This is a genomic window from Bacillus sp. ISL-51 (assembly GCF_018613535.1).
GTDB lineage: Bacteria > Bacillota > Bacilli > Bacillales > Bacillaceae > Bacillus.
On record NZ_JAGGQB010000002.1, the window covers coordinates 190,749 to 215,607 of the forward strand.

General features: G+C 47.7%; 22 protein-coding genes, 1 pseudogene and 2 riboswitches. Of the genes and pseudogenes, 1 reads left to right on the plus strand and 22 read right to left on the minus strand.

Going from position 1 to position 24,859, the window contains the following annotated elements:
• Positions 1-22: 22 nt before the first annotated feature.
• A complete protein-coding gene (locus tag J7E26_RS01035) occupies positions 23-1,261 on the minus strand; it encodes an APC family permease (protein WP_214800503.1) in 1,239 nt (412 codons plus the stop codon).
• Between the two features lie 145 nt (positions 1,262-1,406).
• Between J7E26_RS01035 and J7E26_RS01040 the strand changes: the two genes are divergently transcribed.
• Positions 1,407-1,829 carry an Lrp/AsnC family transcriptional regulator gene (locus J7E26_RS01040; RefSeq protein ID WP_214800604.1) on the plus strand — a complete coding sequence of 141 codons (423 nt, stop codon included), beginning with the start codon at positions 1,407-1,409 and terminating at the stop codon, positions 1,827-1,829.
• A 39-nt stretch (positions 1,830-1,868) separates the two neighbouring features.
• On the opposite strand, the gene purD is transcribed toward J7E26_RS01040, so the two are convergent.
• From purD to J7E26_RS01145, 21 genes and pseudogenes are all read right to left on the minus strand, one after another.
• Positions 1,869-3,137 carry a phosphoribosylamine--glycine ligase gene (gene purD / locus J7E26_RS01045; protein WP_214800504.1) on the minus strand — a complete coding sequence of 423 codons (1,269 nt, stop codon included), beginning with the start codon at positions 3,135-3,137 and terminating at the stop codon, positions 1,869-1,871.
• Between the two features lie 15 nt (positions 3,138-3,152).
• The gene (purH, locus tag J7E26_RS01050; protein WP_214800505.1) at positions 3,153-4,691 is read right to left on the minus strand and encodes a bifunctional phosphoribosylaminoimidazolecarboxamide formyltransferase/IMP cyclohydrolase; all 1,539 of its coding nucleotides are present in this window, start codon (positions 4,689-4,691) and stop codon (positions 3,153-3,155) included.
• Entirely contained in the window at positions 4,688-5,275 is a 588-nt protein-coding gene (gene purN, locus J7E26_RS01055; protein ID WP_214800506.1) for a phosphoribosylglycinamide formyltransferase, read from the minus strand. Before purN ends, purH begins: the two co-directional genes overlap by 4 nt.
• On the minus strand, positions 5,272-6,312 hold the full coding sequence (gene purM / locus J7E26_RS01060; RefSeq protein ID WP_214800507.1) for a phosphoribosylformylglycinamidine cyclo-ligase: 1,041 nt from the start codon (positions 6,310-6,312) through the stop codon (positions 5,272-5,274). Before purM ends, purN begins: the two co-directional genes overlap by 4 nt.
• A 91-nt stretch (positions 6,313-6,403) precedes the next feature.
• Positions 6,404-7,834, minus strand: a complete 1,431-nt coding sequence (gene purF, locus J7E26_RS01065; protein WP_214800508.1) for an amidophosphoribosyltransferase — start codon at positions 7,832-7,834, stop codon at positions 6,404-6,406.
• Entirely contained in the window at positions 7,810-10,038 is a 2,229-nt protein-coding gene (purL, locus tag J7E26_RS01070) for a phosphoribosylformylglycinamidine synthase subunit PurL (protein WP_214800509.1), read from the minus strand. Before purL ends, purF begins: the two co-directional genes overlap by 25 nt.
• On the minus strand, positions 10,022-10,705 hold the full coding sequence (gene purQ, locus J7E26_RS01075) for a phosphoribosylformylglycinamidine synthase subunit PurQ (RefSeq protein WP_214800510.1): 684 nt from the start codon (positions 10,703-10,705) through the stop codon (positions 10,022-10,024). Before purQ ends, purL begins: the two co-directional genes overlap by 17 nt.
• Positions 10,702-10,956, minus strand: a complete 255-nt coding sequence (purS, locus tag J7E26_RS01080; RefSeq protein WP_061520208.1) for a phosphoribosylformylglycinamidine synthase subunit PurS — start codon at positions 10,954-10,956, stop codon at positions 10,702-10,704. Before purS ends, purQ begins: the two co-directional genes overlap by 4 nt.
• On the minus strand, positions 10,956-11,675 hold the full coding sequence (purC, locus tag J7E26_RS01085; protein WP_214800511.1) for a phosphoribosylaminoimidazolesuccinocarboxamide synthase: 720 nt from the start codon (positions 11,673-11,675) through the stop codon (positions 10,956-10,958). Before purC ends, purS begins: the two co-directional genes overlap by 1 nt.
• A gap of 75 nt (positions 11,676-11,750) precedes the next feature.
• A complete protein-coding gene (gene purB, locus J7E26_RS01090) occupies positions 11,751-13,043 on the minus strand; it encodes an adenylosuccinate lyase (protein ID WP_061520206.1) in 1,293 nt (430 codons plus the stop codon).
• Positions 13,043-14,182 carry a 5-(carboxyamino)imidazole ribonucleotide synthase gene (purK, locus tag J7E26_RS01095; protein ID WP_214800512.1) on the minus strand — a complete coding sequence of 380 codons (1,140 nt, stop codon included), beginning with the start codon at positions 14,180-14,182 and terminating at the stop codon, positions 13,043-13,045. The genes purB and purK overlap by 1 nt, the downstream gene beginning before the upstream one ends.
• Positions 14,175-14,663 carry a 5-(carboxyamino)imidazole ribonucleotide mutase gene (purE, locus tag J7E26_RS01100; protein WP_214800513.1) on the minus strand — a complete coding sequence of 163 codons (489 nt, stop codon included), beginning with the start codon at positions 14,661-14,663 and terminating at the stop codon, positions 14,175-14,177. The genes purK and purE overlap by 8 nt, the downstream gene beginning before the upstream one ends.
• 131 nt (positions 14,664-14,794) lie before the next feature.
• Positions 14,795-14,896, minus strand: a riboswitch (purine riboswitch).
• A gap of 78 nt (positions 14,897-14,974) precedes the next feature.
• Positions 14,975-15,172, minus strand: coding sequence for an NETI motif-containing protein (locus J7E26_RS01105; RefSeq protein ID WP_003155772.1), 198 nt, complete (start codon positions 15,170-15,172; stop codon positions 14,975-14,977).
• A complete protein-coding gene (locus J7E26_RS01110; RefSeq protein ID WP_061520202.1) occupies positions 15,169-15,723 on the minus strand; it encodes a DUF2179 domain-containing protein in 555 nt (184 codons plus the stop codon). Before J7E26_RS01110 ends, J7E26_RS01105 begins: the two co-directional genes overlap by 4 nt.
• 166 nt (positions 15,724-15,889) lie before the next feature.
• On the minus strand, positions 15,890-16,066 hold the full coding sequence (locus J7E26_RS01115; RefSeq protein ID WP_214800514.1) for a Fur-regulated basic protein FbpA: 177 nt from the start codon (positions 16,064-16,066) through the stop codon (positions 15,890-15,892).
• A gap of 138 nt (positions 16,067-16,204) precedes the next feature.
• Positions 16,205-16,987, minus strand: a complete 783-nt coding sequence (locus tag J7E26_RS01120) for a hypothetical protein (RefSeq protein WP_214800515.1) — start codon at positions 16,985-16,987, stop codon at positions 16,205-16,207.
• A gap of 199 nt (positions 16,988-17,186) precedes the next feature.
• Positions 17,187-18,509: an NCS2 family permease gene (locus tag J7E26_RS01125; protein ID WP_214800516.1), complete on the minus strand. Its 1,323-nt coding sequence runs from the start codon at positions 18,507-18,509 to the stop codon at positions 17,187-17,189.
• Between the two features lie 134 nt (positions 18,510-18,643).
• A riboswitch (purine riboswitch) is annotated at positions 18,644-18,745 on the minus strand.
• A gap of 137 nt (positions 18,746-18,882) precedes the next feature.
• Positions 18,883-20,321: pseudogene (locus tag J7E26_RS01130) on the minus strand (DUF4179 domain-containing protein).
• Positions 20,303-20,836 (minus strand): sigma-70 family RNA polymerase sigma factor, encoded by a 534-nt coding sequence (locus J7E26_RS01135; protein ID WP_214800517.1) that lies wholly within the window; start codon positions 20,834-20,836, stop codon positions 20,303-20,305. Before J7E26_RS01135 ends, J7E26_RS01130 begins: the two are co-directional and overlap by 19 nt.
• Positions 20,837-20,947: 111 nt before the next feature.
• A complete protein-coding gene (gene guaA / locus J7E26_RS01140) occupies positions 20,948-22,489 on the minus strand; it encodes a glutamine-hydrolyzing GMP synthase (protein WP_214800518.1) in 1,542 nt (513 codons plus the stop codon).
• Positions 22,490-22,650: 161 nt separating this feature from the next.
• Positions 22,651-24,858, minus strand: a complete 2,208-nt coding sequence (locus J7E26_RS01145; RefSeq protein ID WP_214812899.1) for a transglutaminase TgpA family protein — start codon at positions 24,856-24,858, stop codon at positions 22,651-22,653.
• Position 24,859 lies beyond the last annotated feature (1 nt).

Below are 24,859 nucleotides of genomic sequence, written 5' to 3' on the forward strand. Positions count from 1 at the left end.
CAAGCCGTTTTCGGCTTGTTATTTATTTTCTCCTTTTATACAACAAGCCCGCCACTCCCAGAATCACCGGATAAAAGAAAGCCCAGCCGCTGAAGCCGTAAAGGCCGATGCACAGCAAAAAAGACGCTGACGCAAACCACCAGCCGATGCTCAAACGGCGCAATAACTTGAGCGCGGCCGCCATGGTAAAGACATATGAGGCAATAAATGCGGCACTCGGCCCCTTCAAAAGCACTTCAAGATCAGGCTTAAAAACCCACTGAATCAAAAGCACCGCACAAAACACGGCGCCCAGCCATAACAGCACCCGCACCGGGGTATTGCTTTTTGCATGCAGCCTGGCAAAATACCTCGGGATATGCCCTTCTCTTGACATAGCGTACACCATTCTGGAAAACCCGGCGATATTGGCATGAATCGTACTGAATGTAATGAACAGCGCCAGGCACGCGGTGATGTAAACACCGCTTTCCCCCGCTCCATTCGCCATTAACAAATTAAGCGAGGCAATGCCTTTTCCGCTCCCATAAGCATGTGTTCCGACCGTTACAAAAGCGGTCATCACATATAACAGAGCCACGCAGGCAGCGGCTGCAAACAGGCTGATCGGAATATCTCTTTTCGGATTCTTGAACTCTTCTGCAAGCGGCGTAATCATTTCCCAGCCGACAAACGAAAAAAAGATCATGACAGAGGCCGAACCGGCAGCATGCCATCCATGCGGAAGAAACGGATGAAAGGAGCCGGATGAGACATGAGGCAGCGAGACGGCAATAGCCGCAGCCAGCAGCAATATGATCAAACAAATGACAAGGGTGCTGATTTTGGCTGAGAGCTGAAGCCCTTTCATGTTAAGAATAAGAGACAAACCGAGCATAACAGCCGCGATCAATATTATGGCTCCTGTCCCAGCTCCGGTGACCGCACCAATATATTGAGCGCCGGTCAGGGCGATAATCGGGACACCGATCGGTACTGACCCAAGCATGATCCAGCCTAAAACGGCTGCTGCCTTTCCTTGAAAAGCGAGTTGTACATATGCTGTAATTCCTCCTGCACTTGGCACTTTCTGCACGAGTACGGAAAGCGTCCCCACAATCGGAAATGCCAATAAAGACATCATCAGCCAAGCAGCGAGCGAGGCCGGGCCTGCCGTATTTGCCGTGACAGAAGGCAAAATTAAAATTCCGCATCCCAGTACGGCCCCTATCGTCAGTGCGGTTCCCTGCACCCAAGTGAGTGAGCGGCGCAGCGTATTCATGATGATTCCCCCTTTTTAAAAGCTGGCTTTATTATAAAAAAAGAAGTCAGACAGCCATATGCTACAATTAAGCAAAAATGATTCTTTCTATTTAAAATTGAAGGAATCTGCATAAGATTGCTTAAAAAGAAAAGGAGTGATCATCCTGGATCGAACGGACTTGCATATTCTCTCGCTTTTACAAAAAAACGCCCGGCTGACAATGGTGGAACTCGGCAAGCTTGTCGGACTTAGCTCTCCAAGCGCTGCCGAAAGAGTCAAAAAGCTTGAAGAAAGAGGAGTAATCACATGCTACAGCGCTAATATTTGCTTTGAAAAGCTTAATAAACAGGTAACAGCATTTATCCTTATGGAGCCGAGAAACTGCAAGCATTACGCCGCCTTTGCCGGGAAGCACCCTGACGTTGCGGAAAACCACAGAATTACCGGTATGTACAGCTACATAACAAAGGTCGTGACGGAATCCGTCCATACGCTTGAGGATTTTATCGATGAATGTATGGCTCACGGCAAGCCGACGACTTTGGTTGTCCTCTCCTCCTCAGCCTTTCAACATACTTTTTCGTGAGAAAAACCCCGCAGCTCGGGTGCTGCGGGGTTCTGCCTGTTATCGTTGAGAAGCTTTCAGCGCTCGGGCGCCGATATCGTTTCTGAAAAACAAGCCGGGTTTGGTCAGGTCAGAAACGGCGCTGTATACTCTTTCTCTCGCCGCTTCAAATGTATCAGCAAATGCCGTAACATTAGCTACCCGGCCGCCGTTTGTGACAAATTGGTCTCCGTCTTTTTTCGTGCCGGCGTGGAAAACAGCGATCCCTTCTTCATTTGCAGTCAGAGAACCGATCGGCGTGCCTTTCTCATAGCTTTCAGGGTAACCCTCGGAAGCAAGGACGACGCTGACTGCGGCCGTATCCTTCCATTTCAAGTCAACGTCCTTCTCCTGAAGCAGATCGAGTAGCACTTGGATGAGGTCTGAATCCATTCTCGGAAGAACGACCTGTGTTTCCGGATCGCCGAAGCGGGCATTAAATTCAATCACTTTTGAGCCGTTTTCCGTCAGAATCAGCCCCGCGTACAGCACGCCTGTAAAGGAGCGGCCTTCTTGCACCATGGCTTTTGCCGCAGGCTTCACGATTGTTTCAACGGCGTGCTGCACGATTTCTTCAGTAATGTGCGGAACCGGCGAATAGGCGCCCATTCCGCCTGTATTCGGCCCTTTGTCTCCATCAAACGCACGTTTATGGTCTTGGGCGATCACCATCGGGCAGACGGTTTCTCCTTTGACAAACGCCATTAAGGAAAACTCTTCACCGGCGAGAAATTCTTCAATGACGACAGACGCACTCGCCTCGCCAAACTTCTCATCCTCAAGAAAATCGTGCAGGCATTCGATCGCTTCTTCTTCTGTCATCGCAACCGTTACGCCTTTGCCGGCAGCAAGGCCGTCCGCCTTAATAACAATCGGCGCGCCTTTTTTCTGAACGTACGTTTTCGCCTCTTCAAAAGACGTAAATGTGCCATATTCCGCTGTCGGAATGCCGTATTTTTTCATTAAGTCTTTTGCAAATTGTTTGCTTCCCTCAATGATCGCCGCTTGTTTTGACGGTCCGAACACAAGCAGTCCGGCTTTTTCAAATTCGTCGGCAAGCCCTTCAATTAAAGGGACTTCAGGGCCGATAATCGTCAGGCCGACATGATGTTCTTTCGCAAACGCAACGAGCCCGGCATGATCACTTTCTTCAATGCTGACGAGAGTCGCGCTGTTTGCCATTCCGTCGTTTCCGGGCGCGGCGTACACTGTGTCAACAAGTGCGCTTTGCGCCGCTTTCCATGCCAGTGTATGCTCTCTGCCGCCTTTACCGATAATCAATACATTCACGCTTTGTTCATCCCCTTAATGTTTAAAGTGTCTGATGCCTGTGAATACCATGGCAATGCCGTATTCATCCGCTTTTTTGATCGAATCTTCATCACGCACTGAACCGCCCGGCTGGATAATCGCTGTTACGCCAGCTTTTGCGGCTTCTTCAACCGTATCCGGCATCGGGAAAAACGCGTCTGAACCAAGAGCGCTGCCCTTTGCTTTTTCTCCGGCCTGTTCGATAGCGATTTTGGCTGAACCGACACGATTCATCTGTCCCGCTCCTACACCGACGGTCATATGATCTTTCGCAAGGACGATTGCGTTTGATTTCACGTGTTTTACAACTTTCCAAGCAAGCTTCAGGTCTTTCCACTCCTGCTCGTTCGGCTCTCTTTTTGTCGGGATGCTGATATCGGCATCGTCAAAGCCGTGCACATCTAAATCTTGAATCAAAAGTCCGCCCTGAACGGATGTCAGCTGCTTTTCTTTCTTTCCTGAAGCGGTCACGTCAAGCGTCAGCAAGCGGAGGTTTTTCTTCGCCGTTAATACCTCAAGCGCTTCTTCACTGAAAGATGGGGCGATAATGATTTCTAAAAAGATGCCGTGAAGGATCTCAGCCGCCGCCTTATCGACTTCACGGTTGAGCGCGATAATGCCGCCGAAAATAGATGTTTTATCAGCCTCATAGGCTTTGTTAAAGGCTTCTTCGATCGAAGCCCCCGTACCGACTCCGCACGGGTTCATATGTTTAACGGCAACAGCCGCGGGCTCTGTGAATTCAAGGACGATTTGAACTGCCGCATCCGCGTCTTTAATGTTGTTGTAAGAAAGCTCTTTGCCGTGAAGCTGTTTTGCAGCCGCAATTGAACCGCTGACCGGAAGTGCGCTTTGGCAGAAAACAGCCTCTTGGTGTGGATTTTCTCCATAGCGAAGCGATTGCTTTTTCTCAAATGTGACAGTAAATTGCTCGGGGTCTTTTTCTCCGGCTTCATTTGTTAAATACTCAGCGATTAATGCATCGTAAGCTGCGGTATGGCGGAATACTTTAGCAGCCAGCTGGCGTTTTTTCTGAAGCGAGACGCCGCCTGTTTCCTTGATTTCACTGATCACGGCGCTGTAATCGGCCGGATCCACGATAACCGTCACATCCTGATGGTTTTTGGAAGCTGCGCGCAGCATTCCCGGACCGCCGATATCAATGTTTTCTATTGCCTCTTCATATGTCACGTCTTCTTTTGAAATCGTTGCTTTAAACGGATAAAGGTTGACGACCACAAGATCAATGGGCTTAATGCCGTGTTCATTGATTTGCGCCATATGCTCATCATTGTCTCTTACGGCAAGAAGTCCGCCGTGAATATTAGGATGAAGTGTTTTTAACCGTCCGTCCATAATCTCAGGAAATCCCGTCACTTCTGAAATGCCGATGACGTCCGCACCGTTTTCTTGAAGGAGTTTTTTTGTTCCGCCTGTCGAAATGACCTCGACGCCAAGCTCTGTCAGTTCCTTTACGAAAGGTACGAGATTTGTTTTATCAGAAACACTGATTAATGCGCGTTTGATTGTCATGCCTTTTCACCTCTGTTATTTAGTCCCAGCAGCTGTTTAATCATGCTTGGATACCACTTGTGCTCAAGCTTGCGTATCGTTTTTTCCATGTCTTCGAGCGTATCATTTTCCTGTATCTCAAATGCTTTTTGCGCGATGATCGGCCCGGTGTCCATTCCTTCGTCTACGTAATGAACGGTGATCCCCGCAACCTTCACACCCGCCCGATGTGCCTGTCCGATCGCGTCAATTCCCGGGAATGCCGGGAGAAGCGATGGATGAATGTTAATGATTTTGCCGCCGTACGCTTTGAGTAAAGTGTCTCCGATCAGCCTCATATAACCGGCAAGAACAATTAATTCCGCCTCGTGCAGACGAAGCTGTTCGATAATTGCCCGCTCAAAGGCAGCCTTATTTTCATAAGCTGACGGCTCAAATGCAAATGAAGGGATGTTCAGCGCCTCCGCCCTTTCAACCGCCTTGGCCTGAGGCTTGTCTGTGACGAGCAGCGACAGCTCCGCATCCCAATTTTCTTCTTTCAGACGATTGGCAATGGCCTCAAAGTTCGACCCGTTTCCAGAAGCAAATACCGCGAACTTTTTCATGAAAGAGCCGCACCGCCGAAAGCAACGCCGTGCCCCTGTTTCACACGCCCGATTAAATATGCCTTTTCGCCATGCGCTTCAAGCGTTTCGATTACTTCCGTCATGCATTCTTCTTTCACAGCCAGGACAAAACCGATGCCCATATTAAAGACGTTGAACATTTCTTCTTCTTTCAGCCTGCCGTGCTCCTGCAAAAACGGAAAAATCGGCGGAATCGGCCATGAGCCGTGATCAATCTCGGCGCTCAGACCTTCCGGCAGCATCCGCGGAATATTTTCGATAAAGCCTCCGCCCGTCACATGTGCCATGCCGTCGATTTTGCCGCTTTTTACCGCCGCAAGCACGGGCTTCACATAAATTTTCGTCGGTTCCAGCAGTTCTTCTCCGAGAGGCCGCTCAAACGGCTCATATACAGAATCCAAATCAAGCTGGGCATCATCCAGAAGCACTTTTCTCACAAGAGAAAACCCGTTGCTGTGAAGGCCGCTTGAAGTAAGTCCGATTAAGAGATGTCCTTCTTCGATCTTTTCGCCGGTTACGATTTCGTCTTTTTCAACGACTCCGACTGAAAAACCGGCAATATCATACTCGTCAGCCGTGTATAAGCCCGGCATTTCCGCCGTCTCACCGCCGACAAGCGCAGAGCCGGACTGCTCGCAGCCGTCTGCCACGCCTTGAACGATCTGCTCAATTTTCACCGGATCAGCCTTGCCGACTGCTAAATAATCAAGGAAAAACAGCGGCTCTGCTCCTTGAGCGAGAACATCGTTTACACACATTGCGACCGCGTCCACACCGATCGTGTCATGCTTATCCATGGAGAATGCAAGTTTCAGCTTTGTACCGACGCCGTCTGTTCCTGAAATTAAAACAGGCTTTTGATACGGAAGCTCTGACAGATCAAACATTCCGCCAAAACCGCCCAGACTTCCCATCACGCCCAGCCTTTTTGTACGCTCCACGTGTTTTTTCATTCGTTTGACGGCTTCATATCCGGCTTCGATATCAACTCCGGCGTTTTTATAAGCATCAGACATCCCTACCACTCCTTGTCAATTCGTTTCTCCTTAAAAGGCAGAAAGAGAAAGGCAGCCGGAATTCGCGCTGCCTTTATGTCATTTTCAAAAATTATTTTGTTAACACCGCTTCTTTCACATGAGGAAGCACTGTATCCTGATAAATTTCTGTCGGGTATTTGCCCGTAAAGCATGCGAGACATTGTCCGCAGTTGGTGTCTTCAAATTTACGGCCGACCCCTTTTAACAATCCGTCTACGCTTAAGAAAGAAAGTGTGTCGGCACCGATGATTTGGCGGATTTCTTCAACCGAATGGGCGGAAGCGATCAGCTCTTCATGCGTTGAAGTATCGATACCGTAGAAGCACGGATGAGCGATTGGCGGTGAACTGATTTTCACATGCACCTCTGTCGCCCCAGCTTCTCTGAGCATCGTGACGATCCGGCGGCTTGTCGTCCCGCGCACGATGGAATCATCGACCATAACGACGCGTTTCCCTTCAACAACTCCGCGTACGGCTGACAGCTTCATTCTGACTCCTTGTTCGCGAAGAGCCTGTGACGGCTGGATAAAGGTTCTGCCGACATAACGGTTTTTAATGAGGCCGAGCTCGTACGGAATACCCGTTGCCTCGGCGTAGCCGATTGCCGCAGAAATACTGGAATCAGGCACGCCTGTGACGACATCCGCTTCAACCGCCGATTCCTTCGCAAGCATTTTTCCGAGGTTTTTACGCGCGCTGTGCACGTTAATGCCGTCGATATTGCTGTCCGGTCTTGAGAAATAGATATACTCCATGCTGCAAATGGAGCGGTTAATGTTCATGGAGAAACGTTCAGTCTGCATGCCTTCGTCATTAATAATGAGCATTTCGCCAGGCTCGACATCCCGCAGATACGCGGCGCCGACAACGTCAAACGCGCACGTTTCACTGGCAACGACATAAGCGTCGCCGAGCATTCCGATGGATAGCGGTCTGAGTCCGTTCGGGTCAAGCGCCACAATCATTTCTGTTTCCGTCATGATTAAGAAGGCGTAGGCGCCTTTCAGCATGGACAGAGAATTTTTGATTTGGTCTTTTAATGTAAAATGGCCGCTGCGTTTAATCAGGTGAGCCAGCACTTCCGTATCGGAGGAAGTCTGAAAGATGCTCCCTTGGTTTTCAAGCTGCTGCTTCAATTGTGTGGCGTTGACTAAGTTGCCGTTATGGGCGAGTGCGAGACTCCCGTTATTTTGCGAGCGGAACAAAAGCGGCTGGACATTTTCATATCCTCCGCCTCCGGCCGTCGCATAACGGACGTGGCCGATGGCGCCTTTGCCCTTCACTTTGCTCAGTTCGCCGTTTTGGAACACTTCAGTAATGAGCCCCTGGCCTTTGTGCGCTGTCAGCTTTTTGCCGTCAGTTGCCACGATTCCGGCGCCCTCTTGCCCTCTGTGCTGCAGGCTGTGCAGGCCGTAATACGTAATTTGCGGAGCCTCTTCATGCCCCCAGATGCCAAACACACCGCATTCTTCATTTAGGCCTTTGATTTCAGCAAGCATGGAATAGCTCCTTTCCACGCGCGCTCAAGCTCTTTCGTCTGCGCGTGAACCAATTGGTGTCCTTCTTGGCTTCGAATGGTCAAAAGTCCGTCAGCTGTCACTTCACCGATGTGAACGGCATCTGCCACAGCCGCTTCAAACGCCGCCTTGTTTTCTTCCTTCACGGATACAACGAAACGTGATTGAGACTCACTGAATAACAGAGCCGCTTCTTCAAATGCCATAACGTTTGCGCCGAGGCTGTCTGTCGTCATGACGCTTTCTGCAATCGCTACGCCGAGCCCGCCTTCAGAAACGTCATGGGCTGATTGAACCAATCCTTGTTTAATCGCATTCAGAAGCGCTTTTTGGCGTGCCTCTTCTACGGCCAGGTCAATTTCCGGCGCTCTGCCGTAAATTTTGCCTTCCGTCATTTTTTGCAGCTCGCTTCCCGCAAACTCCGGTTTTGTTTCGCCGATCACATAGATCAGGTCTCCGGCCGCTTTGACATGCTGCGTCGTAATATGAGCTGTATCTTCGATTAAACCGACCATGCCGATGACCGGTGTCGGGTAGATAGCCGTTCCGTTTGATTCATTATAAAGTGATACGTTGCCCCCTATTACAGGGGTGCTGAGTACGTTGCACGCCTCGCTGATCCCGACGGCCGCTTTTTCAATCTGCCAGAAGATCTCAGGTTTTTCAGGGTTCCCGAAGTTCAGGTTATCCGTGACCGCAAGCGGCTCAGCACCGGAACATACAATATTGCGCGCCGCTTCGGCAACAGCGATTTTTCCGCCGATTTCTGGATCAAGGTATAAATAACGAGCATTACAATCTGTCGTCATCGCCAGCGCTTTTTTCGTTCCGCGGATTCTGAGCACACCGGCGTCAGATCCCGGGGCAACAACTGTATTGGTGCGGACCATATAATCGTATTGGTCGTACACCCACTCTTTGCTGGCGATCGTCGGCTGCTGCAAAAGAGCGAAAAGTGTTTCCGTCGCATCCTTCACTTCCGGGACAGAAACTTCTGTTTCCTGAAACTCACGATAGTATGCCGGTTCACTTGAAGGCTTGTGATATACAGGCGCTTCTTCCGCAAGCGCATCAACCGGAAGTTCGCAAACGACCTTTCCGTTATGGCGGAGGCGGAGCATTTTATCATCGGTTACATGGCCGACAGAAACGGCTTCAAGGTCATATTTTTCAAAAATATCGACGATTTCCTGCTCACGCCCGCGTTCAATGACGAGAAGCATCCGTTCCTGAGATTCAGAAAGCATCATTTCGTAAGCGGTCATGCCTGTTTCACGCTGCGGAATGAGATCAAGATTCATTTCAATGCCGGAGCCGGCTTTACTTGCCATTTCTGCGCTTGAGCTTGTCAAACCGGCCGCCCCCATGTCCTGAATGCCCACTAACGCGTCGCATTGGATGACTTCAAGGCAGGCTTCAAGCAGAAGCTTCTCCATGAAAGGATCGCCCACTTGTACCGCAGACCGTTTTTCTTCAGATGAATCTGACATTTCCTCCGAAGCGAATGTAGCGCCGTGAATACCATCGCGGCCTGTTTTTGCACCGACATACATGACGGTATTGCCGACTCCCTTCGCCTGGCCTTTCTTAATATCCTTATGATCAATTAGGCCGACACACATGGCGTTGACAAGCGGATTGCCTTCATAGCTGGCGTCGAATTGCACTTCTCCTCCGACCGTCGGAATACCGATACAGTTTCCGTATCCCGCGATTCCCGCAACTACTTCTTCAAACAAGTACTTCACACGCGGTGAAGTGAGTTCACCAAATCGAAGAGAGTTTAATACAGCAATCGGACGGGCGCCCATTGAGAATACGTCACGGATGATGCCGCCCACTCCTGTTGCAGCTCCTTGGTAAGGCTCAAGCGCTGACGGGTGGTTATGTGATTCAATTTTGAACACAACCGCCTGATTGTCTCCGATGTCAACGATTCCGGCGCCTTCTCCCGGGCCTTGCAGCACGCGTTCGCCGCTTGTCGGGAATTTGCGTAAAATCGGCTTAGAGTTTTTGTAGCTGCAATGCTCAGACCACATGACGGAAAAAATTCCGATTTCTGTGTAGTTTGGCAATCTTCCGATAATAGATTCAATGAGTGCGAACTCGTCATCACTGACACCCATTTGCTGATAGAGTTTCTCTTCTTTAATTTGTTCTTTACTTGGTTCAAGCAGTAGCGACATGAGTTTCCCTCCAATTTTTCACGATAGACTGGAATAATTTTAGACCGTCTGCGCTGCCGAGCAACTCGTCAACCGCGCGTTCAGGGTGAGGCATCATGCCTAGTACATTGCCTTTTTCATTTACGACACCCGCGATGCCGCTGACACTTCCGTTAATATCCGTTCCGTATGTGAAGGCGATTTGATTGTTTTCTTTTAATGCTTCAAGCGTTTCGTCGTCACAGTAGAAGTTCCCTTCGCCATGGGCTACCGGAATAGTGATTGATTCGCCGTTTTCATATGAAGTGGTAAACAGCGTCTTCTCATTTTGCACAACCAACTCAGCCGGGCGGCAAATAAATTTTAAATCTTTGTTTCGTCTCATCGCGCCGGGCAGAAGGCCAAGCTCCTGCAAAATCTGAAAACCGTTGCAAACGCCGAGAACCGGTTTTCCTTCAGCTGCCGCTTTTTTGACAGCCGGCATGATGTTTGCGAATCTGGCAATGGCGCCGCATCTTAAGTAATCGCCGTAAGAGAAGCCGCCGGGGATGAGCACGCCGTCAAATCCGTCAAGGCTTGTTTCCTCGTGCCAGACATACTCGACTTCTTCGCCTAGTTCGTCCTTTACAGCGTGAAACATATCAATATCGCAGTTAGAGCCTGGTAACACAATCACCGCAAATTTCACTGTGCGACAACCTCCTCAACTTCATATCGGTAGTCTTCGATCACCGTATTGGCGAGCAGTTTTTCACACATTTCTTTCACAAGCCCGTCAAGATCGCGGTCAGATTTTTCAATCGTCAGCTCCATGTATTTTCCGATGCGCACATCCTGCACTTCATTGTAGGTCATACTGTGCAGTGCATGCTGCACCGCGCTCCCTTGCGGATCAAGTACACTTTCTTTTAAGCTGACATATACCTTCACTTTATACATTATGAAATGCCTCCCAGTCTTTTGAAAATCTCTTCGTATGCATCGGTTAAGCTTCCTAAATTCCGTCTGAACAGATCTTTATCAAGCTTTTCGTTTGTGTCTTTGTCCCACAGACGGCACGTATCAGGAGAAATTTCATCCGCTAACAGCACCTGTCCCTCTGCGTCCGCACCGAATTCAAGCTTAAAATCTATTAATCTGACACCGCAGCCGTCAAAAATGTGCTGAAGCTCTTTGTTCACCTGTTTTGTAATGGATTTGACCTTTTCCACCTGTTCAGGCGAAGCCGCTTTTAACAGCCAAATATGATCTTCTGTAATGAGCGGATCACCAAGTGCGTCATCTTTGTAGTAAAATTCGATAATCGGCTGCGGAAGCTCTGTTCCTTCCGGGATGCCGAGGCGTTTGGACATGCTTCCGGCTGCAACGTTTCTGACGACGACTTCAAGCGGTATGATGCTCACTTTTTTGATGAGCTGTTCTGTTTCAGAGATGCGCTCAACGAAATGGTTGTCGATTCCTTGGGCATGCAGATGTTTGAAAATCAGGCTTGAGATTTCATTGTTCAGACGGCCTTTCCCGCTGATCTCCGCTTTTTTCTCACCGTTAAAAGCTGTGGCGGAATCTTTATAAACCACGTAAAGTATCTGTTCGTCTTCAGTTTTGTAAATTCGTTTCGCTTTTCCTTCATAAAGAAGTTCGTTTTTCACAATATTCACCGAAGGCCTCCTAACCCGAATGTTTGAAATTTTCAATCTGGGACGGCTGAAGAAGCCGCCTCCGGCTGGCTTCTTCTATAAACCTAAACGGTCAAAGATCAAGTCGACGTTTTTTAAGTGATAATTGTAGTCAAAGCAGTCAGCAATTTGTTCCGGCGTGAGTCGGGAAGTGATTTTTTCCTCCGCTTCGACAAGCTGGCGGAACGGAACTTGCTTTTCCCACGCTTCCATTGCTTTCGGCTGAACCGTGTCATATGCTTCCTCGCGAGGCAGGCCCGTGTCAATTAAAGCGAGCAGCACGCGCTGAGAGTAAATTAAACCGAGCGTGCGGTCCATGTTGCGTTTCATATTTTCAGGGAATACCGTTAAGTTTTTGACGATATTGCTGAAACGGTTCAGCATGTAGTTAAGCGCAATGGTCGCATCCGGAAGAATAATCCGTTCTGCTGATGAATGAGAAATATCGCGCTCATGCCATAATGGAACATTTTCATATGCCGTCAGCATGTAGCCGCGGATGACGCGCGCCATGCCTGTCATATTTTCTGAACCGATCGGATTCCGTTTGTGCGGCATAGCCGATGATCCTTTTTGTCCTTTTGCGAAAAACTCTTCCACTTCGCGCGTTTCACTTTTTTGCAGTCCGCGGATTTCAACTGCGAATTTTTCAATGCTTGTCGCGATCAGGGCAAGTGCTGCCATATAATCCGCATGGCGGTCACGCTGCAGCGTTTGCGTCGAAATCGGCGCCGCTTTCAGTCCCAGCTTCTCACAAACATATTGCTCTACAAACGGATCAATGTTCGCATATGTGCCGACCGCGCCGGAAAGCTTACCGACTTCGATGCCTGCTTTCGCCTGCTTGAAGCGTTCAAGATTGCGTTTCATCTCTTCATGCCAAAGCGCAAGCTTCAGGCCGAATGTTGTCGGCTCAGCGTGTACGCCGTGTGTGCGTCCCATCATCACCGTATATTTATGTTCTTTCGCTTTTTCTTTTATGATGTCAACAAATCTCTCAATGTCCTTGAGCAAAATGTCGTTTGCCTGTTTTAATAGGTAAGAAAGAGCCGTATCCACGACGTCGGTTGAAGTCAGGCCGTAGTGCACCCATTTTCTTTCTTCGCCTAATGATTCAGAAACCGCGCGGGTAAAAGCAACGACGTCATGACGCGTATCCTGCTCGATTTCTAAAATGCGGTTAATGTCGAAAGACGCGTTTTCGCGCATGACTTTGACGTCTTCTTTCGGAATGACGCCAAGCTCCGCCCAGGCTTCACAGGCTAAAATTTCAACTTCCAGCCATGCTTGGTATCTGTTCTCGTCCGTCCAAATCGCGGACATTTCAGGTCTTGAATAACGTTCGATCATTATGCTCGTCCTCCGTCTCTATTCATCCATATATTCGCCATGTCCTGAATCCATTCGTCATCAGGCTCCCGCAAAAACGTGATATGTCCCATTTTGCGGCCTTTTTTAATGTCATGTTTCCCGTACAGGTAAAGCTTGGCTTCCTTTAAAAGCTCCGTCTTTTCCTCAACGAGTTTCACTTCATCTCCGAGAAGATTCACCATCATTCCGGGTTTTAACAGTTCGGTTTTGCCAAGCGGCAAACCGCAAACCGCTCTGATATGCTGCTCGAATTGGCTCGTTTCGCAAAGATCAAGCGTATAGTGCCCTGAGTTGTGCGGACGCGGCGCCAATTCATTGATGAGAAGATCTCCTTCTTCCGTCACAAACATTTCCACCGCAAGCGGTCCGACAAGCCCCAATGTTTCGGCGAGCTGAACGGCGAGCGCCTCGGCCCGCTTTTGAACCGCCTCATCCACCCTCGCAGGCACAATGCTTTGGAACAAAATATTATTGTGGTGAATGTTTTCAGCTGCCGGAAAAGTTGAAATCTCTCCGTGCACTGATCTTGTCACGATGACAGACAGCTCCATTCGGAACGGGACCCAGCTTTCAAGAATGCAGGTTCCGTTCTCTAACAGTGCGGATGCTTCGTCTGCCTGCTCCTCTTCCTTAATGACAAATTGACCTTTTCCGTCATATCCGCCGCGGCAGGTTTTTAAAACCGCCGGCAGTCCGAGTGACTGAATGGCCTGCTTCAGCTCAGTCGCGCTATTGACAATCCGATAAGGGGCGACTTGGCAGCCGGCTGATTGGATCGCTTTTTTCTCCGTCTCCCGGTTCTGGGTGATGAGCAGAAGCTCGCTTCCCTGCGGGAGATACGCGTTATCCTTAAGCCAGTTCAGCGCCTCGTAATCAATATTTTCAAATTCATAGGTGATAATGTCACTGATATCCGCCAGCTTCCGAATCGCTTCACGGTCATTATAAGGGGCGGTAATTTCCACATCGGCGACCTGTCCGCACGGCGAGTCTTTCACAGGATCGACGACAGCCACTTTATATCCCATCTGCTTTGCGGCAACGGCCATCATTTTTCCAAGCTGTCCGCCGCCGATTATGCCGATTACGGCACCCGGGTAGATCGTATGATTAGACAAGCTGATCACTGCTTTCCAGCACCGCTTGTTCAGTGGTGTTTCTTCTCGCCTCTAGTCTTTGCGCAATGTCTTCGTCAAATGCCGACAAAATTTGCGCGGCTAACAGACCGGCGTTCACCGCGCCCGCTTTTCCGATGGCTGTCGTCGCGACCGGCACGCCGCCAGGCATCTGCACGATGGACAGTAGTGAATCCAGCCCGTTGAGCGCTTTAGACTGAATCGGCACGCCAATGACCGGAAGCGTCGTTTTCGCCGCCGTCATTCCCGGCAGATGCGCCGCTCCTCCGGCTCCGGCAATGATGACTTTTAAGCCTCTGTCTCTGGCGCTCGCTGCGTATTCAAACATCAAATCAGGCGTCCGATGAGCGGATACAACCTGTTTTTCATAAGGGATGTGAAGTTCGTCAAGTATGTCACATGTATGTTTCATTGTCTCCCAATCAGAGGTGCTTCCCATGATGATTCCTGCTAGCGGCTGCATTCTGTTCCCACCTTTTCATGCTTTGTTTTCAGACAAAAAAAACCCGGTTCGCATTGCACTATGAGGAAGCAATACAAACCGGGCATGGCGCGTGTATCGTCAGTCGTTCGCTTCTGCGATATCCATGTCAGCTGTTTATCACTTTCCTGCATAGTCCGGCCGTTTACGGCAGCCGGGTAGAAACTTATGGGCCATATTCCCAAGATTATATGAGGTCGTGTTTTGATTTCATGTTTATCTTAACAACGGACTTAGATAATGTCAACGACATTATCGAACGATATAAAAATTCTTTCTTTTAATGTTCGTGTTTAGATCAATTTGCCTTCAAATACGATTTTTTTCCCGCAAGGAACGACTTGAATTGATCCATTTTCTTTCTTTTCTGTAAAGATCGGCTCTTCCATACGCCTGACTGGCATATATCCCTCTTCTTTCATTAAAGTGAGAATGGTATCGATCGTTTCATGTTCTGTCACTTCAAAGCGTTTCTTTTTTGGCTTTGTCATTCCTTAATTCTCCTCTTCTTCACTGCTTTTACCCAGAAACCGCCGTGGATGGTTTTCGGTTCGAAGGCGATGATAAACGCTTTTTCGTCAAGCGTTTTAATCGTATCATACAGCTGGAGCTCATATTTTCGCGGTGTCAGAATCTGCATGGCGGTCCGGTCTCCTTCAAGTCCGCCCGCTACCCAGCTTGTGACTCCGTATCCCTTTTCCCGCAGCTGTCTCGGAAGATCTAAATCAAGCTCCTTCGTAATGACATTGACCGTGATATACCCGAGCGCGAGCTTTTCTTCAATTTTCATTCCGACGATGACGCCAAGACCGTAGCCGAGAGCGTAAGCGATAACGTTTTGAATTTGGTTCAGATTGCCGAGCACGAGGCTCAGGCCGGTCACATACACAAGAATCTCAATTGTACTGATGCCTGCTGCCAAATAGCGCTGGCCCTTTAACGTCAGAATCATTCTGATCGTAAAAAAAGATACATATATGATGTTAATAATGAGAATAATGAGAACCATGCCTATACTGTTTGATAAGATCGTTTGCATCATTGATCATCCCCCCTCTGATTCAAGAAGCACTCATATTCTGCTGGAGAAAACGGCAGCGGTGCAGCCGCACAAACCTTTCGACAAAAATAGTTTACCCTCTTTTGCCCGTTTTCAAAAGAAAAATAAAAAAGCCCGCCTTTAAAAGGCAGACTTCCATTCTCTCATATTAGTGCAGCCGGGGCTTCTTTTTAATACTCTTTAATATTTCATATTCCTTTTCAAGCTCACTCAGCGTATATCCGGCCAGTTCATGGCCATGATCTTGATAAAAACCTGAGTGAATCAGCTTCGTCTGCAGCAGCTGCTTCTTTCGATTAATGGCTTCGCGCAACAATGGGGCCATCCTCAATCATCCTTTCCGAATCATTAAGTTTGATGCCTCTAGCGTTTTTCTGTTGCTCCTATCATATATCGGCCTGCACAGTAAAACAACACGTGAAATTAGAAATATTTGTAAACATTGTGTCAGACACATTTCGACTTATAACGGTATCAGCGAGGCCGTAAAGTACTCCGAGACGAGCGGCCATGTCAATGCCGTAAATACAAGCATAATGAATGCGGCCGCCAGAATGCAGTACATCACATCGACCGATGCCCGTTCAGCCGTTTTATACAGTATCTGGACAAACTGCACGATTGCGGAAACAACCAAAAACAGCGTAAGGGCTGTAAAAATGACGGTGATCACCGGCAGATTCAGTATGGCGAAAATCATCCACACAATAGAGCAGGCTACAGCGGGTACCAAAAGTGAGCCAAACCCAGCAGCCGCATCACGCATCGTAATTTTTTGTTTCATCATATAGCGTGATACAAGCCAGACCGCCCCGGCCGCAGCGGCTAAAAAGACGAGCGAATACACGAGAACAACGGTAAATCCGTCAAAAAACGTATGATGCCGCTCTCCGAATCCGAGAGTTCTTTGCTGGCTTGCCCTCAGCTGAAACCAATTTCCGATTGAAAAAAAGATACTGAACACAAGCATTGAAATAAGGGCATATTTAAAACGGGAGAATTCGTCCTCCTCCACGATTTTCACCGGTGATTGCAAGATGCGCAAGGCAAAACGGCAATACCGTTTGACAGCAGCCCATACAGTGCCGACCTTTTCCGTAAAAGGCGCGGCCGGGCGCCGCTGCTTTTCCTTTTTCTTTTGCTTCTGATGGCGTCCCGCATTTCTGGACATTCTCGACAGCGGTTCTTCATCTATTTTCTGATTCTGTTTTTCTTCTTCAAACGTTTCTTTTCTTTCTTCCGTCATGTCAGCAACTCCTATCAAAAAAATACGGCGGAATCTGTTAAACAAGAAAATAAAACACTTATATAAGGTACCGAAGCGTCCTTGAACAGTCAAGTGATTCCTTTATTCGGACATCCACATGACGTTTTATTGTATGTAATGGTTTTACAAAATACGATAAAAAACAAAAACCGGCTGGTTACGCAGCCGGTTTTTTCCATTATTTTAAGAAAATAAAGTACAGAATAAAGATGACGAACAGCCCGTACATAATCGGATGAACGCTTTTTCCTTTTCCTTTACAGATCATTGTAATCGGGTAGAAAATAAAGCCGATCGCAATCCCGGTCGCAATGCTGTACGTCAGCGGCATCATGATCATTGTTAAGAATGCCGGAACCGCCACCTCAAATTTATCCCAGGCGATTTTGCCGAGCGGCGCCACCATCAGCGCGCCGACAATAATCAAAGCCGGAGCCGTCACATTTGTGGTAACGACGGACAGAAGCGGCGAGAAAAACATCGCAAGCAAAAAGAGAATCCCCGTAACGACAGCCGCAAATCCCGAACGCGCACCCGCAGCAACGCCTGAGCTTGATTCAACATATGATGTCGTTGTCGAAGTGCCGAGCACTGCCCCGATCACAATAGACGTGGAATCTGCAAGAAGAGCTCTTCCCGCGCGCGGAAGTTTATTTTCTTTCATCAGTCCGGCCTGGGTCGCTACAGCCACAAGCGTACCCGCTGTATCAAAGAACCCGACGAACAAGAAGGTTAAAATGACAATCAGCATTTGAACGGAGAAAATGTCCGACAGGTGCATCCATGCTTGTCCGAAAGTCGGCGCAAGGCTCGGCACACTCCCGATAATATGCGTCGGAACAGTAATCAAACCGCAGATCATTCCGGCAATGGCCGTCAGAAGCATTCCGATAAAAACACCGCCGTTCACGCGAAGCACCATTAAAATGACGGTCACAATGACGCCGAAAATCGTTAACAGCACAGGTCCGCTATGAATGTTGCCGATAGAAACAAGAGTGGATGAGTTCGCTTCAATAATGCCGGAGCCCTGTAAGCCGACAAATGTAATAAACAAACCGATTCCTGCGCCTACCGCCAATTTCAGCTCCGGCGGAATCGCATTTATGATTTTTTCACGCAATCCTGTTAACGAAAGCGCAACGAAAATGATCCCGGAAATCAATACGCCGGAAAGCGCCGCCTGCCAGGAAATCCCCATGCCGAGAACGACAGAGAATGCAAAAAACGCGTTTAATCCCATACCCGGCGCAATCGCAATTGGATACCTCGCGATCAGCCCCATTAAAATACAGCCGGCCGCAGACGCAAGTGCAGTTGCGGTGAAAACCGCTCCCTGATCAATTTTTAATGCTTCCGGAAATGCCTTCACACCGTTTAGTGACAGTGTCAGAGGGTTTACGAACAGGATGTACGCCATTGACAAAAAGGTCGTTAATCCGCCGATAATTTCATTACGATAGCTTGTCCCCAGCTCATCAAACTGAAAAAATTGCTTCAAGCCAATTGCCTCCTTCATTCTCTCCCATTTATTCTGCCCGTTATCCGCCAAATAAAAAACGCCCCAACAAATTTGGGACGCTTGACTACATACGTTCAGTTTGAATAATAAATAAGGAATGTATTATTTATATCAAACGATTGAGATTTATCCGTAGTCAAGCCATTTACGGTAGCTTGGTAGAAACTTGCGGGCCATATCCCCGCGATTATACGATATCAATGCATATTTGATTTCTGAGTCTATTGTATCAATTCAATTTTGAAAACTCAATATAAAAAACGAACAATACCGAGAAAAAAAATTAGTTTATTCGTCAATTGACCAAATGATTCCAAAAATAAAGGCGGCAAAACAGCCGCCTTTAAAGGATTTATTTTTCTGACATTTGCCGGATCGGCACTTCGAATGTGAGATCGTTATTTGTCAGCAGATTCATATGGGTTTTTTCAATATAAAGGGCGTATGAGCCGAGCGAGAAATGGCGTAATGAATACTCTTTATTGTGTGAATCATCCAATTCAAATACGGATTCCATTTCACCTTTTTTAAGATTTGTGACTTTTGCCTTGTTTCCTTTGAGATAATAGCCTTTCTCATAATCGTCTGGAGATGACCAAGCTTTCATCTTTTTCGTGTGGCCCAGACCGATCGTTTCCCCGACATTAATCAGCTGATCCGCATCTGTTTTTTCCAAGTCGATTCCGGTGAATTGATAGTCGGCAACGACACGCCTGCCTTCTTGCTTGATTTTATTGATTTTTATTCCGATGTGATGGTGTTCTGTTTTATAGCTGACCGGCAGTTTTGTTTGCAGAGGTACGATTTCGCTGGTTTCCGTTTCAAATTTCACATCACCCGTAATGAAGAGCTTTTTCGCTTTTGGATCAATTGGTTTGCTGAATTGAGTTTGTCCCCGGGCTCTTTCATCTCCGCTGGATAGTTTCTTCCTATTCCCCAGTTCAATATTGGATAACGTCATTTCATAATGGTTGCCTGCATCATCCGTTGCGCCATAAATGGAAATGACGTCTTTTTTGGCAATACCGTGATAGTCAATTGTATATTGCAGAGCAGAACCCCTCGTTCCGTTTTCCGCTCGAATATCGAACAGCCGATACAATCCGTTATTTATCGTCACATCTTTCGTTCCTTCTAAAAAGGTTGAATGCTGTTTTTTTACAGGGAGTTTAAATCGCCAGTTTCCTGGGATGTCCTTAACTGTGTAATGACAAGCGGGAACTTATCACCGTCTTTTAACTTTGAGCTATCTGTGAAAAAACGAAGCTGGCCTCCATACCGTCCATCTGTCAATTTTTTCAATTCCCGGCTGTCATAATCTTCAGCTAAAATATTAAGGTCATCCTTATAATCAACTTGAAACGAAATATGGTCCTCATCGGATTTCAGGTGATCAACAATAAAATTATAAACGAGCTGGCCGCTGTCGTAATACACACTTTTCACCGTTACTGTGATTCCGCGCGATTCCGCTTTTTCATTCAGCTTCGTCACCAGATTGCTTTTAAAAAGTGCTGAACCCGCCTTATCTTGAAAAAGATTATAAATTTGTCCGGCAACTGGGATATTTCCCATAGCCGTATTAACGGAGGGGATGAACAAGCCGGAGGACAGATAAAGCAAAAACAAAGCAGCAGCGACGGCCAGACCGTTTGTCAGTTTTCTTCCCCATCTCCGTTTGGCTGCGCCTTCTTTTCCGGCACGGGAAGCAGCGCTTTGTATCGCTTTTTTCAATTCCTGCTTCGGCACATCAATGTCTTGATACAATTGTTTCATTTGATGCTTTTCCATGTTTGTTTATCCTCCTTTTCCAGCTCCTGCTTCAATGCTTTTCTCGCGCGGTGCAGATGTGTTTTAACGGTGCCTTCCGCCATGCCGGTCTGCTCAGCAATCATCGGTATCGAAAAGTCCTGAAAATAATAAAGCTGAATCGTCAGCTGCACATGTTCGTCAAGTGTTTCAAGCGCGTTTCGAAGATCTATGTATTCTTCAATGTTTCGGTTCACCGCTCCCGCTTCATGCTGCGATTCAAACGGGATAACATCCCCCTGCTTTTTCTTCATCGCAAAAATTGTATCGAGCAGAATGCGTATGAGCCACGTTTTAAAGTACTTCGGCTCCTTGAGTTTCCCTATGTTGAGAAAAGCCTTGTACGCCGTTTCCTGCACCGCGTCCAGCGTGTCTTCCTTATGATGTAAATAGAGATAAACCGTTTTATATAAAGTCTCCTGATGAGCTGTGTTCAGTTTTTCAAAGGCGGCGGTATTACCTTTTCTCGCCTTTGTGATCAATCGTTCTTCCTTCACCTTATCCACCTCCCATGTTCTTAGATACGAAACACTCCGAAACGGTTTCAAAAAGATGACAAGAAAGAAAAAAACGCCTCTTTTGTAAGAGACGTTTTACGGATACTTTATTTATTCCCACTCAATTGTTGCAGGCGGCTTGCTCGTAATGTCATACACGACGCGGTTAATGTGTTTGACTTCATTTACGATGCGTGTTGAGATCACTTCAAGCACATCCCAAGGGATACGCGCCCAGTCAGATGTCATGCCGTCGATTGATGTAACGGCGCGGATGCCTATTGTGTAATCGTACGTTCTCGCATCTCCCATAACGCCAACGCTGCGGATGTCAGGAAGAACGGTGAAGTATTGCCAGATGTCGCGTTCGAGGCCGTGGTTCGCCACTTCTTCACGCAGAATCGCATCTGATTCACGAACGATTTCAAGTTTTTCCTCGGTCACTTCACCGAGAACACGGATGCCAAGGCCCGGTCCAGGGAACGGCTGGCGCCATACGATGTCATCAGGAATGCCGAGTTCTGTGCCGAGCGCGCGCACTTCGTCTTTAAAGAGCGTATTCAGCGGTTCAATCAATTCAAACTGCATGTCTTCAGGAAGTCCGCCGACATTGTGGTGTGATTTAATCGTTTGGGCAGTCGCCGTGCCGCTCTCGATAATATCTGTGTAAAGCGTTCCTTGCGCAAGGTAATCGATTCCTTTGAGCTTGTCCGCTTCATCATCAAACACGTAAATAAATTCATTTCCGATGATTTTACGTTTTTTCTCCGGATCAGATACGCCTTTCAGCTTGTTCAGGAAACGGTCTTGCGCGTCTACTTTAATCACGTTCATGTTAAAGCCTTCGCTGAACGTTTTCATGACGCCTTCCGCTTCGCCTTTACGCAGCAAGCCGTGATCGACGAAGATACAAGTCAGCTGGTCGCCGATCGCTTTATGAATCAAAACGGCTACGACAGAAGAGTCTACTCCGCCGCTCAACGCGCAAAGCACTTGTTTGTCTCCGACTGTTTCACGGATTTTTTGCATTTCGATTTCGATAAAGTTTTCCATTGACCATTCGCCTTTACATTCACAAGCGTCGAAGACAAAGTTTTTCAGAAGGTCATTTCCGTATTCTGAATGACGAACTTCCGGATGGAACTGAACACCGTACCATTTTTTGTCTTTCTTACTCATCGCTGAATTAGGGCAGTGATGGCTTGTCGCGTCTACCGTAAATCCTTCCGGCACTTTCACGACTAAGTCGCCGTGGCTCATCCAAACCACTTGCTCTTCAGGAAGATCTTTGAACAAATCAGGAGTGCCTTGAATGTGAATGTTCGCTTTTCCGTATTCACGCTGGCTGGCTGCTTCCACTTTACCTCCGAGGTAATGAGTCATCAGCTGCATTCCGTAGCAGATACCCAGTACAGGGATATCCAGTTCAAAGATTTTTTCGTCGCAGCGGAATGATCCTTCATCATACACACTGTTCGGTCCGCCTGAAAGGATAATTCCTTTTGGATTCATTTCTTTGATTTCTTCAGCTGTCAATGTATGGGGATGCAGCTCGCTATATACACCAAATTCACGGATCCGGCGGGTAATCAGCTGGTTATACTGACTGCCGAAATCAAGAACAAGAATCATTTCATTCACTAACTTCGTCATGGTTGTCACCTAATCTCCTCTAAGTTTTTGACACAGAAAAAAACGGAGGACACACGTTCCGCCCTCTGCCGGCAAGACTTGTTCGGAGCCCGGCTTTTAACGCTCCCGGGCTCCCATTTAACATTCATTTATTCTAACAACAGGAACATATGCGGTCAAGACTATCTTCTTTTAATTATATTTTCCCACAACTGTCTCGATTCATTCCAAAGCTCGGCTGGATCGTCATTGCGGTACAAGGCCCGCTCATAGCGAAGCGTGAGTTCAGACATATCTTCTGTTTCGTATGCAGCGTCTATTCTCGCGGCGAAATCACGCAGCGTTTCACCGCCACCCCTGCCGTATCCTTTTCTTTTCAGCTGGCGGAGCAATGCGGCGTATGCATCAAAAAACGCATCTTCATCGGTTCGCCGTTTCAGTCTGGCGGCTTCAGCAAATGGAATCCAGCGGGAACGGAAAAACCACGCAAGCGCCGCTGCCGCTGCAAAAATGATAAGGGCTGCGGCATACGGCCAAAAATGTGCCGCCGCTTGTTTCTGCAAGGCCGGGTTCGGTGTAAAACTGCGCTTTTCTTGGTCTTTCGGCGCAGCTTCCTTTTTCGGCTTTGTTTCTTCGCGCGGCTTTTCGGAAGATTTCTCCGATTTTTTTGTTGAGTCGTTGCTGCCGTCAGCAGAGCTTTTCATCTCTGACGTAAATTCCGTCGGATTGGTGAACCCTTTTGTCGGTTCAAATGTGACCCAGCCCTGATCAGGGAAATAAACCTCCACCCAAGAATGGGCGTTGTTATTGGTCACTTCATAAATCGATCCGTTTTGATCCCCGGCTGCTTTATACTCCCCCGAGGTGTACCCTTTCACCCAGCGGGCCGGAATTCCCGACGATCTCAGCAGCACGGCCATCGCTGAAGAAAAGTTATCGCAATATCCTCTTTTCGTTTCGAAAAGAAACTGGTCGACATAGTCCTGATCCTGTTTCGGCACTGCGACGTCTTGCGTTTGATATGAAAAGGCGGAAGACCCTAAATAATCTTCGATCGCTTTCGCTTTATCAAACATATTGTGATGATCGCGCGTCAGCTTCTCCGCGAGCTTCCCCACCCTTTCCGGCAGGTTGTCAGGAAGCTGTAAATAACGGTCATTAAATTGATTTTGCGAGCGGTTTTGCTTTACTTTCACCTTTCTGAGTTCATTCAGCTTAAAGACAGGCGACTGAAATGTCAGCGTATACCTGCCCATATTCCGAATATTGCCCACTTGTTCACTGACGGGTGTGATTTGCTCAGTGTTCCCGTTCATTTCAAGCTGGACGGATTGTTTCGGCTTAATATTGGATACGCCGATCGGATACATGACGTGATTATAGAGGTAATTTTTGTCGATGGACACCTGCGCTGTATAACGCTTTGTCTGTACACTCCGGTCAAACCACAGGTCTTCCACGTTTCCCCTGTCAATTTTATAAGACATGCCTTGATCTGTTTCCACCCAGCCTTTTCCCGTATACGTATCCTTCGTTTCTACGCGGAAATAAGCCCGTTCCTTCCCCTTCCATTTAAATACAGGAGTATCATCCTGCTGGAAAGGACCGCCCAGCGTTTCATCATGGTTGCCGTAGCCGATTTTGCTTTCAGCGGCCGGCACCTGATGCTGATTGGTGATTTTTTTGAAAAACGGCACCGGATCAGGCCAATTCGGGTCTGATTTCGGAGCCGCCAAGCCGAATATGACAGAAGCACAAATGAAAAGCGCCAGAGGGAAAAACCATTTGGCGATAAGCCTTTTCTTCAATGCTATGTTTTCCGTCAGGCGAATGCGTTCCATGTACAAAAGCCCCATCATCAGAAAGCCAATGAAGACGATACGGATGACGGCGTATGCGGCATCATAAGGCGTAAATGTATCAAGCACCGTAATATACGCCACCGTCATAATAAAAAAGAATAGAATTTTCCGCTGATAGATCACCCAGTAATGCAGCAAATACACGAGCAGCCATAAGAGCACAAAAAACAGCAGTGTGCGGAAAGAAGGGTTCATATCATTCCATCTGCCGGTTCCGATGTGCCCGGTATTCAGCATCACGTCCCGTAAAAAAGAGCTGAGCCATCCCAGATTCAAAATTGATCCTTTATAAAACAAAATATGAATGCTGATTAATGTAAACAGGATACAAGACGGCACGGTTACATACCATCTCATCCGAAAAAATGACAGCAGAAATGTCAGGCCGATAAATACAATGAAAAAACCTTTATGTTTTGTATCCGTAAAATTCTGCAGCGGCCTGAGCCATTCCCATAACAACAAAAAAGCGAGAAAATAAAACAGCAGCAAGCTCAGCCTGCTTCCCTGGTTCTCGTCATGCGGCATG

Excerpts from the sequence above, each read along its gene's own strand:
- J7E26_RS01145 (WP_214812899.1), bottom strand. The coding sequence starts at position 24,858 with ATGCCGCATGACGAGAACCAGGGAAGCAGGCTGAGCTTGCTGCTGTTT.
- purL (WP_214800509.1), bottom strand. The coding sequence starts at position 10,038 with ATGTCGCTACTGCTTGAACCAAGTAAAGAACAAATTAAAGAAGAGAAA.
- purM (WP_214800507.1), bottom strand. The coding sequence starts at position 6,312 with ATGTCTGATGCTTATAAAAACGCCGGAGTTGATATCGAAGCCGGATAT.
- J7E26_RS01120 (WP_214800515.1), bottom strand. The coding sequence starts at position 16,987 with ATGACGGAAGAAAGAAAAGAAACGTTTGAAGAAGAAAAACAGAATCAG.
- J7E26_RS01115 (WP_214800514.1), bottom strand. The coding sequence starts at position 16,066 with ATGGCCCCATTGTTGCGCGAAGCCATTAATCGAAAGAAGCAGCTGCTG.
- guaA (WP_214800518.1), bottom strand. The coding sequence starts at position 22,489 with ATGACGAAGTTAGTGAATGAAATGATTCTTGTTCTTGATTTCGGCAGT.
- purH (WP_214800505.1), bottom strand. The coding sequence starts at position 4,691 with ATGACAATCAAACGCGCATTAATCAGTGTTTCTGATAAAACAAATCTC.
- purB (WP_061520206.1), bottom strand. The coding sequence starts at position 13,043 with ATGATCGAACGTTATTCAAGACCTGAAATGTCCGCGATTTGGACGGAC.
- J7E26_RS01035 (WP_214800503.1), bottom strand. The coding sequence starts at position 1,261 with ATGAATACGCTGCGCCGCTCACTCACTTGGGTGCAGGGAACCGCACTG.
- purS (WP_061520208.1), bottom strand. The coding sequence starts at position 10,956 with ATGTATAAAGTGAAGGTATATGTCAGCTTAAAAGAAAGTGTACTTGAT.
- purE (WP_214800513.1), bottom strand. The coding sequence starts at position 14,663 with ATGCAGCCGCTAGCAGGAATCATCATGGGAAGCACCTCTGATTGGGAG.
- purN (WP_214800506.1), bottom strand. The coding sequence starts at position 5,275 with ATGAAAAAGTTCGCGGTATTTGCTTCTGGAAACGGGTCGAACTTTGAG.
- J7E26_RS01105 (WP_003155772.1), bottom strand. The coding sequence starts at position 15,172 with ATGACAAAGCCAAAAAAGAAACGCTTTGAAGTGACAGAACATGAAACG.
- J7E26_RS01110 (WP_061520202.1), bottom strand. The coding sequence starts at position 15,723 with ATGATGCAAACGATCTTATCAAACAGTATAGGCATGGTTCTCATTATT.
- purF (WP_214800508.1), bottom strand. The coding sequence starts at position 7,834 with ATGCTTGCTGAAATCAAAGGCCTAAATGAAGAATGCGGTGTGTTTGGC.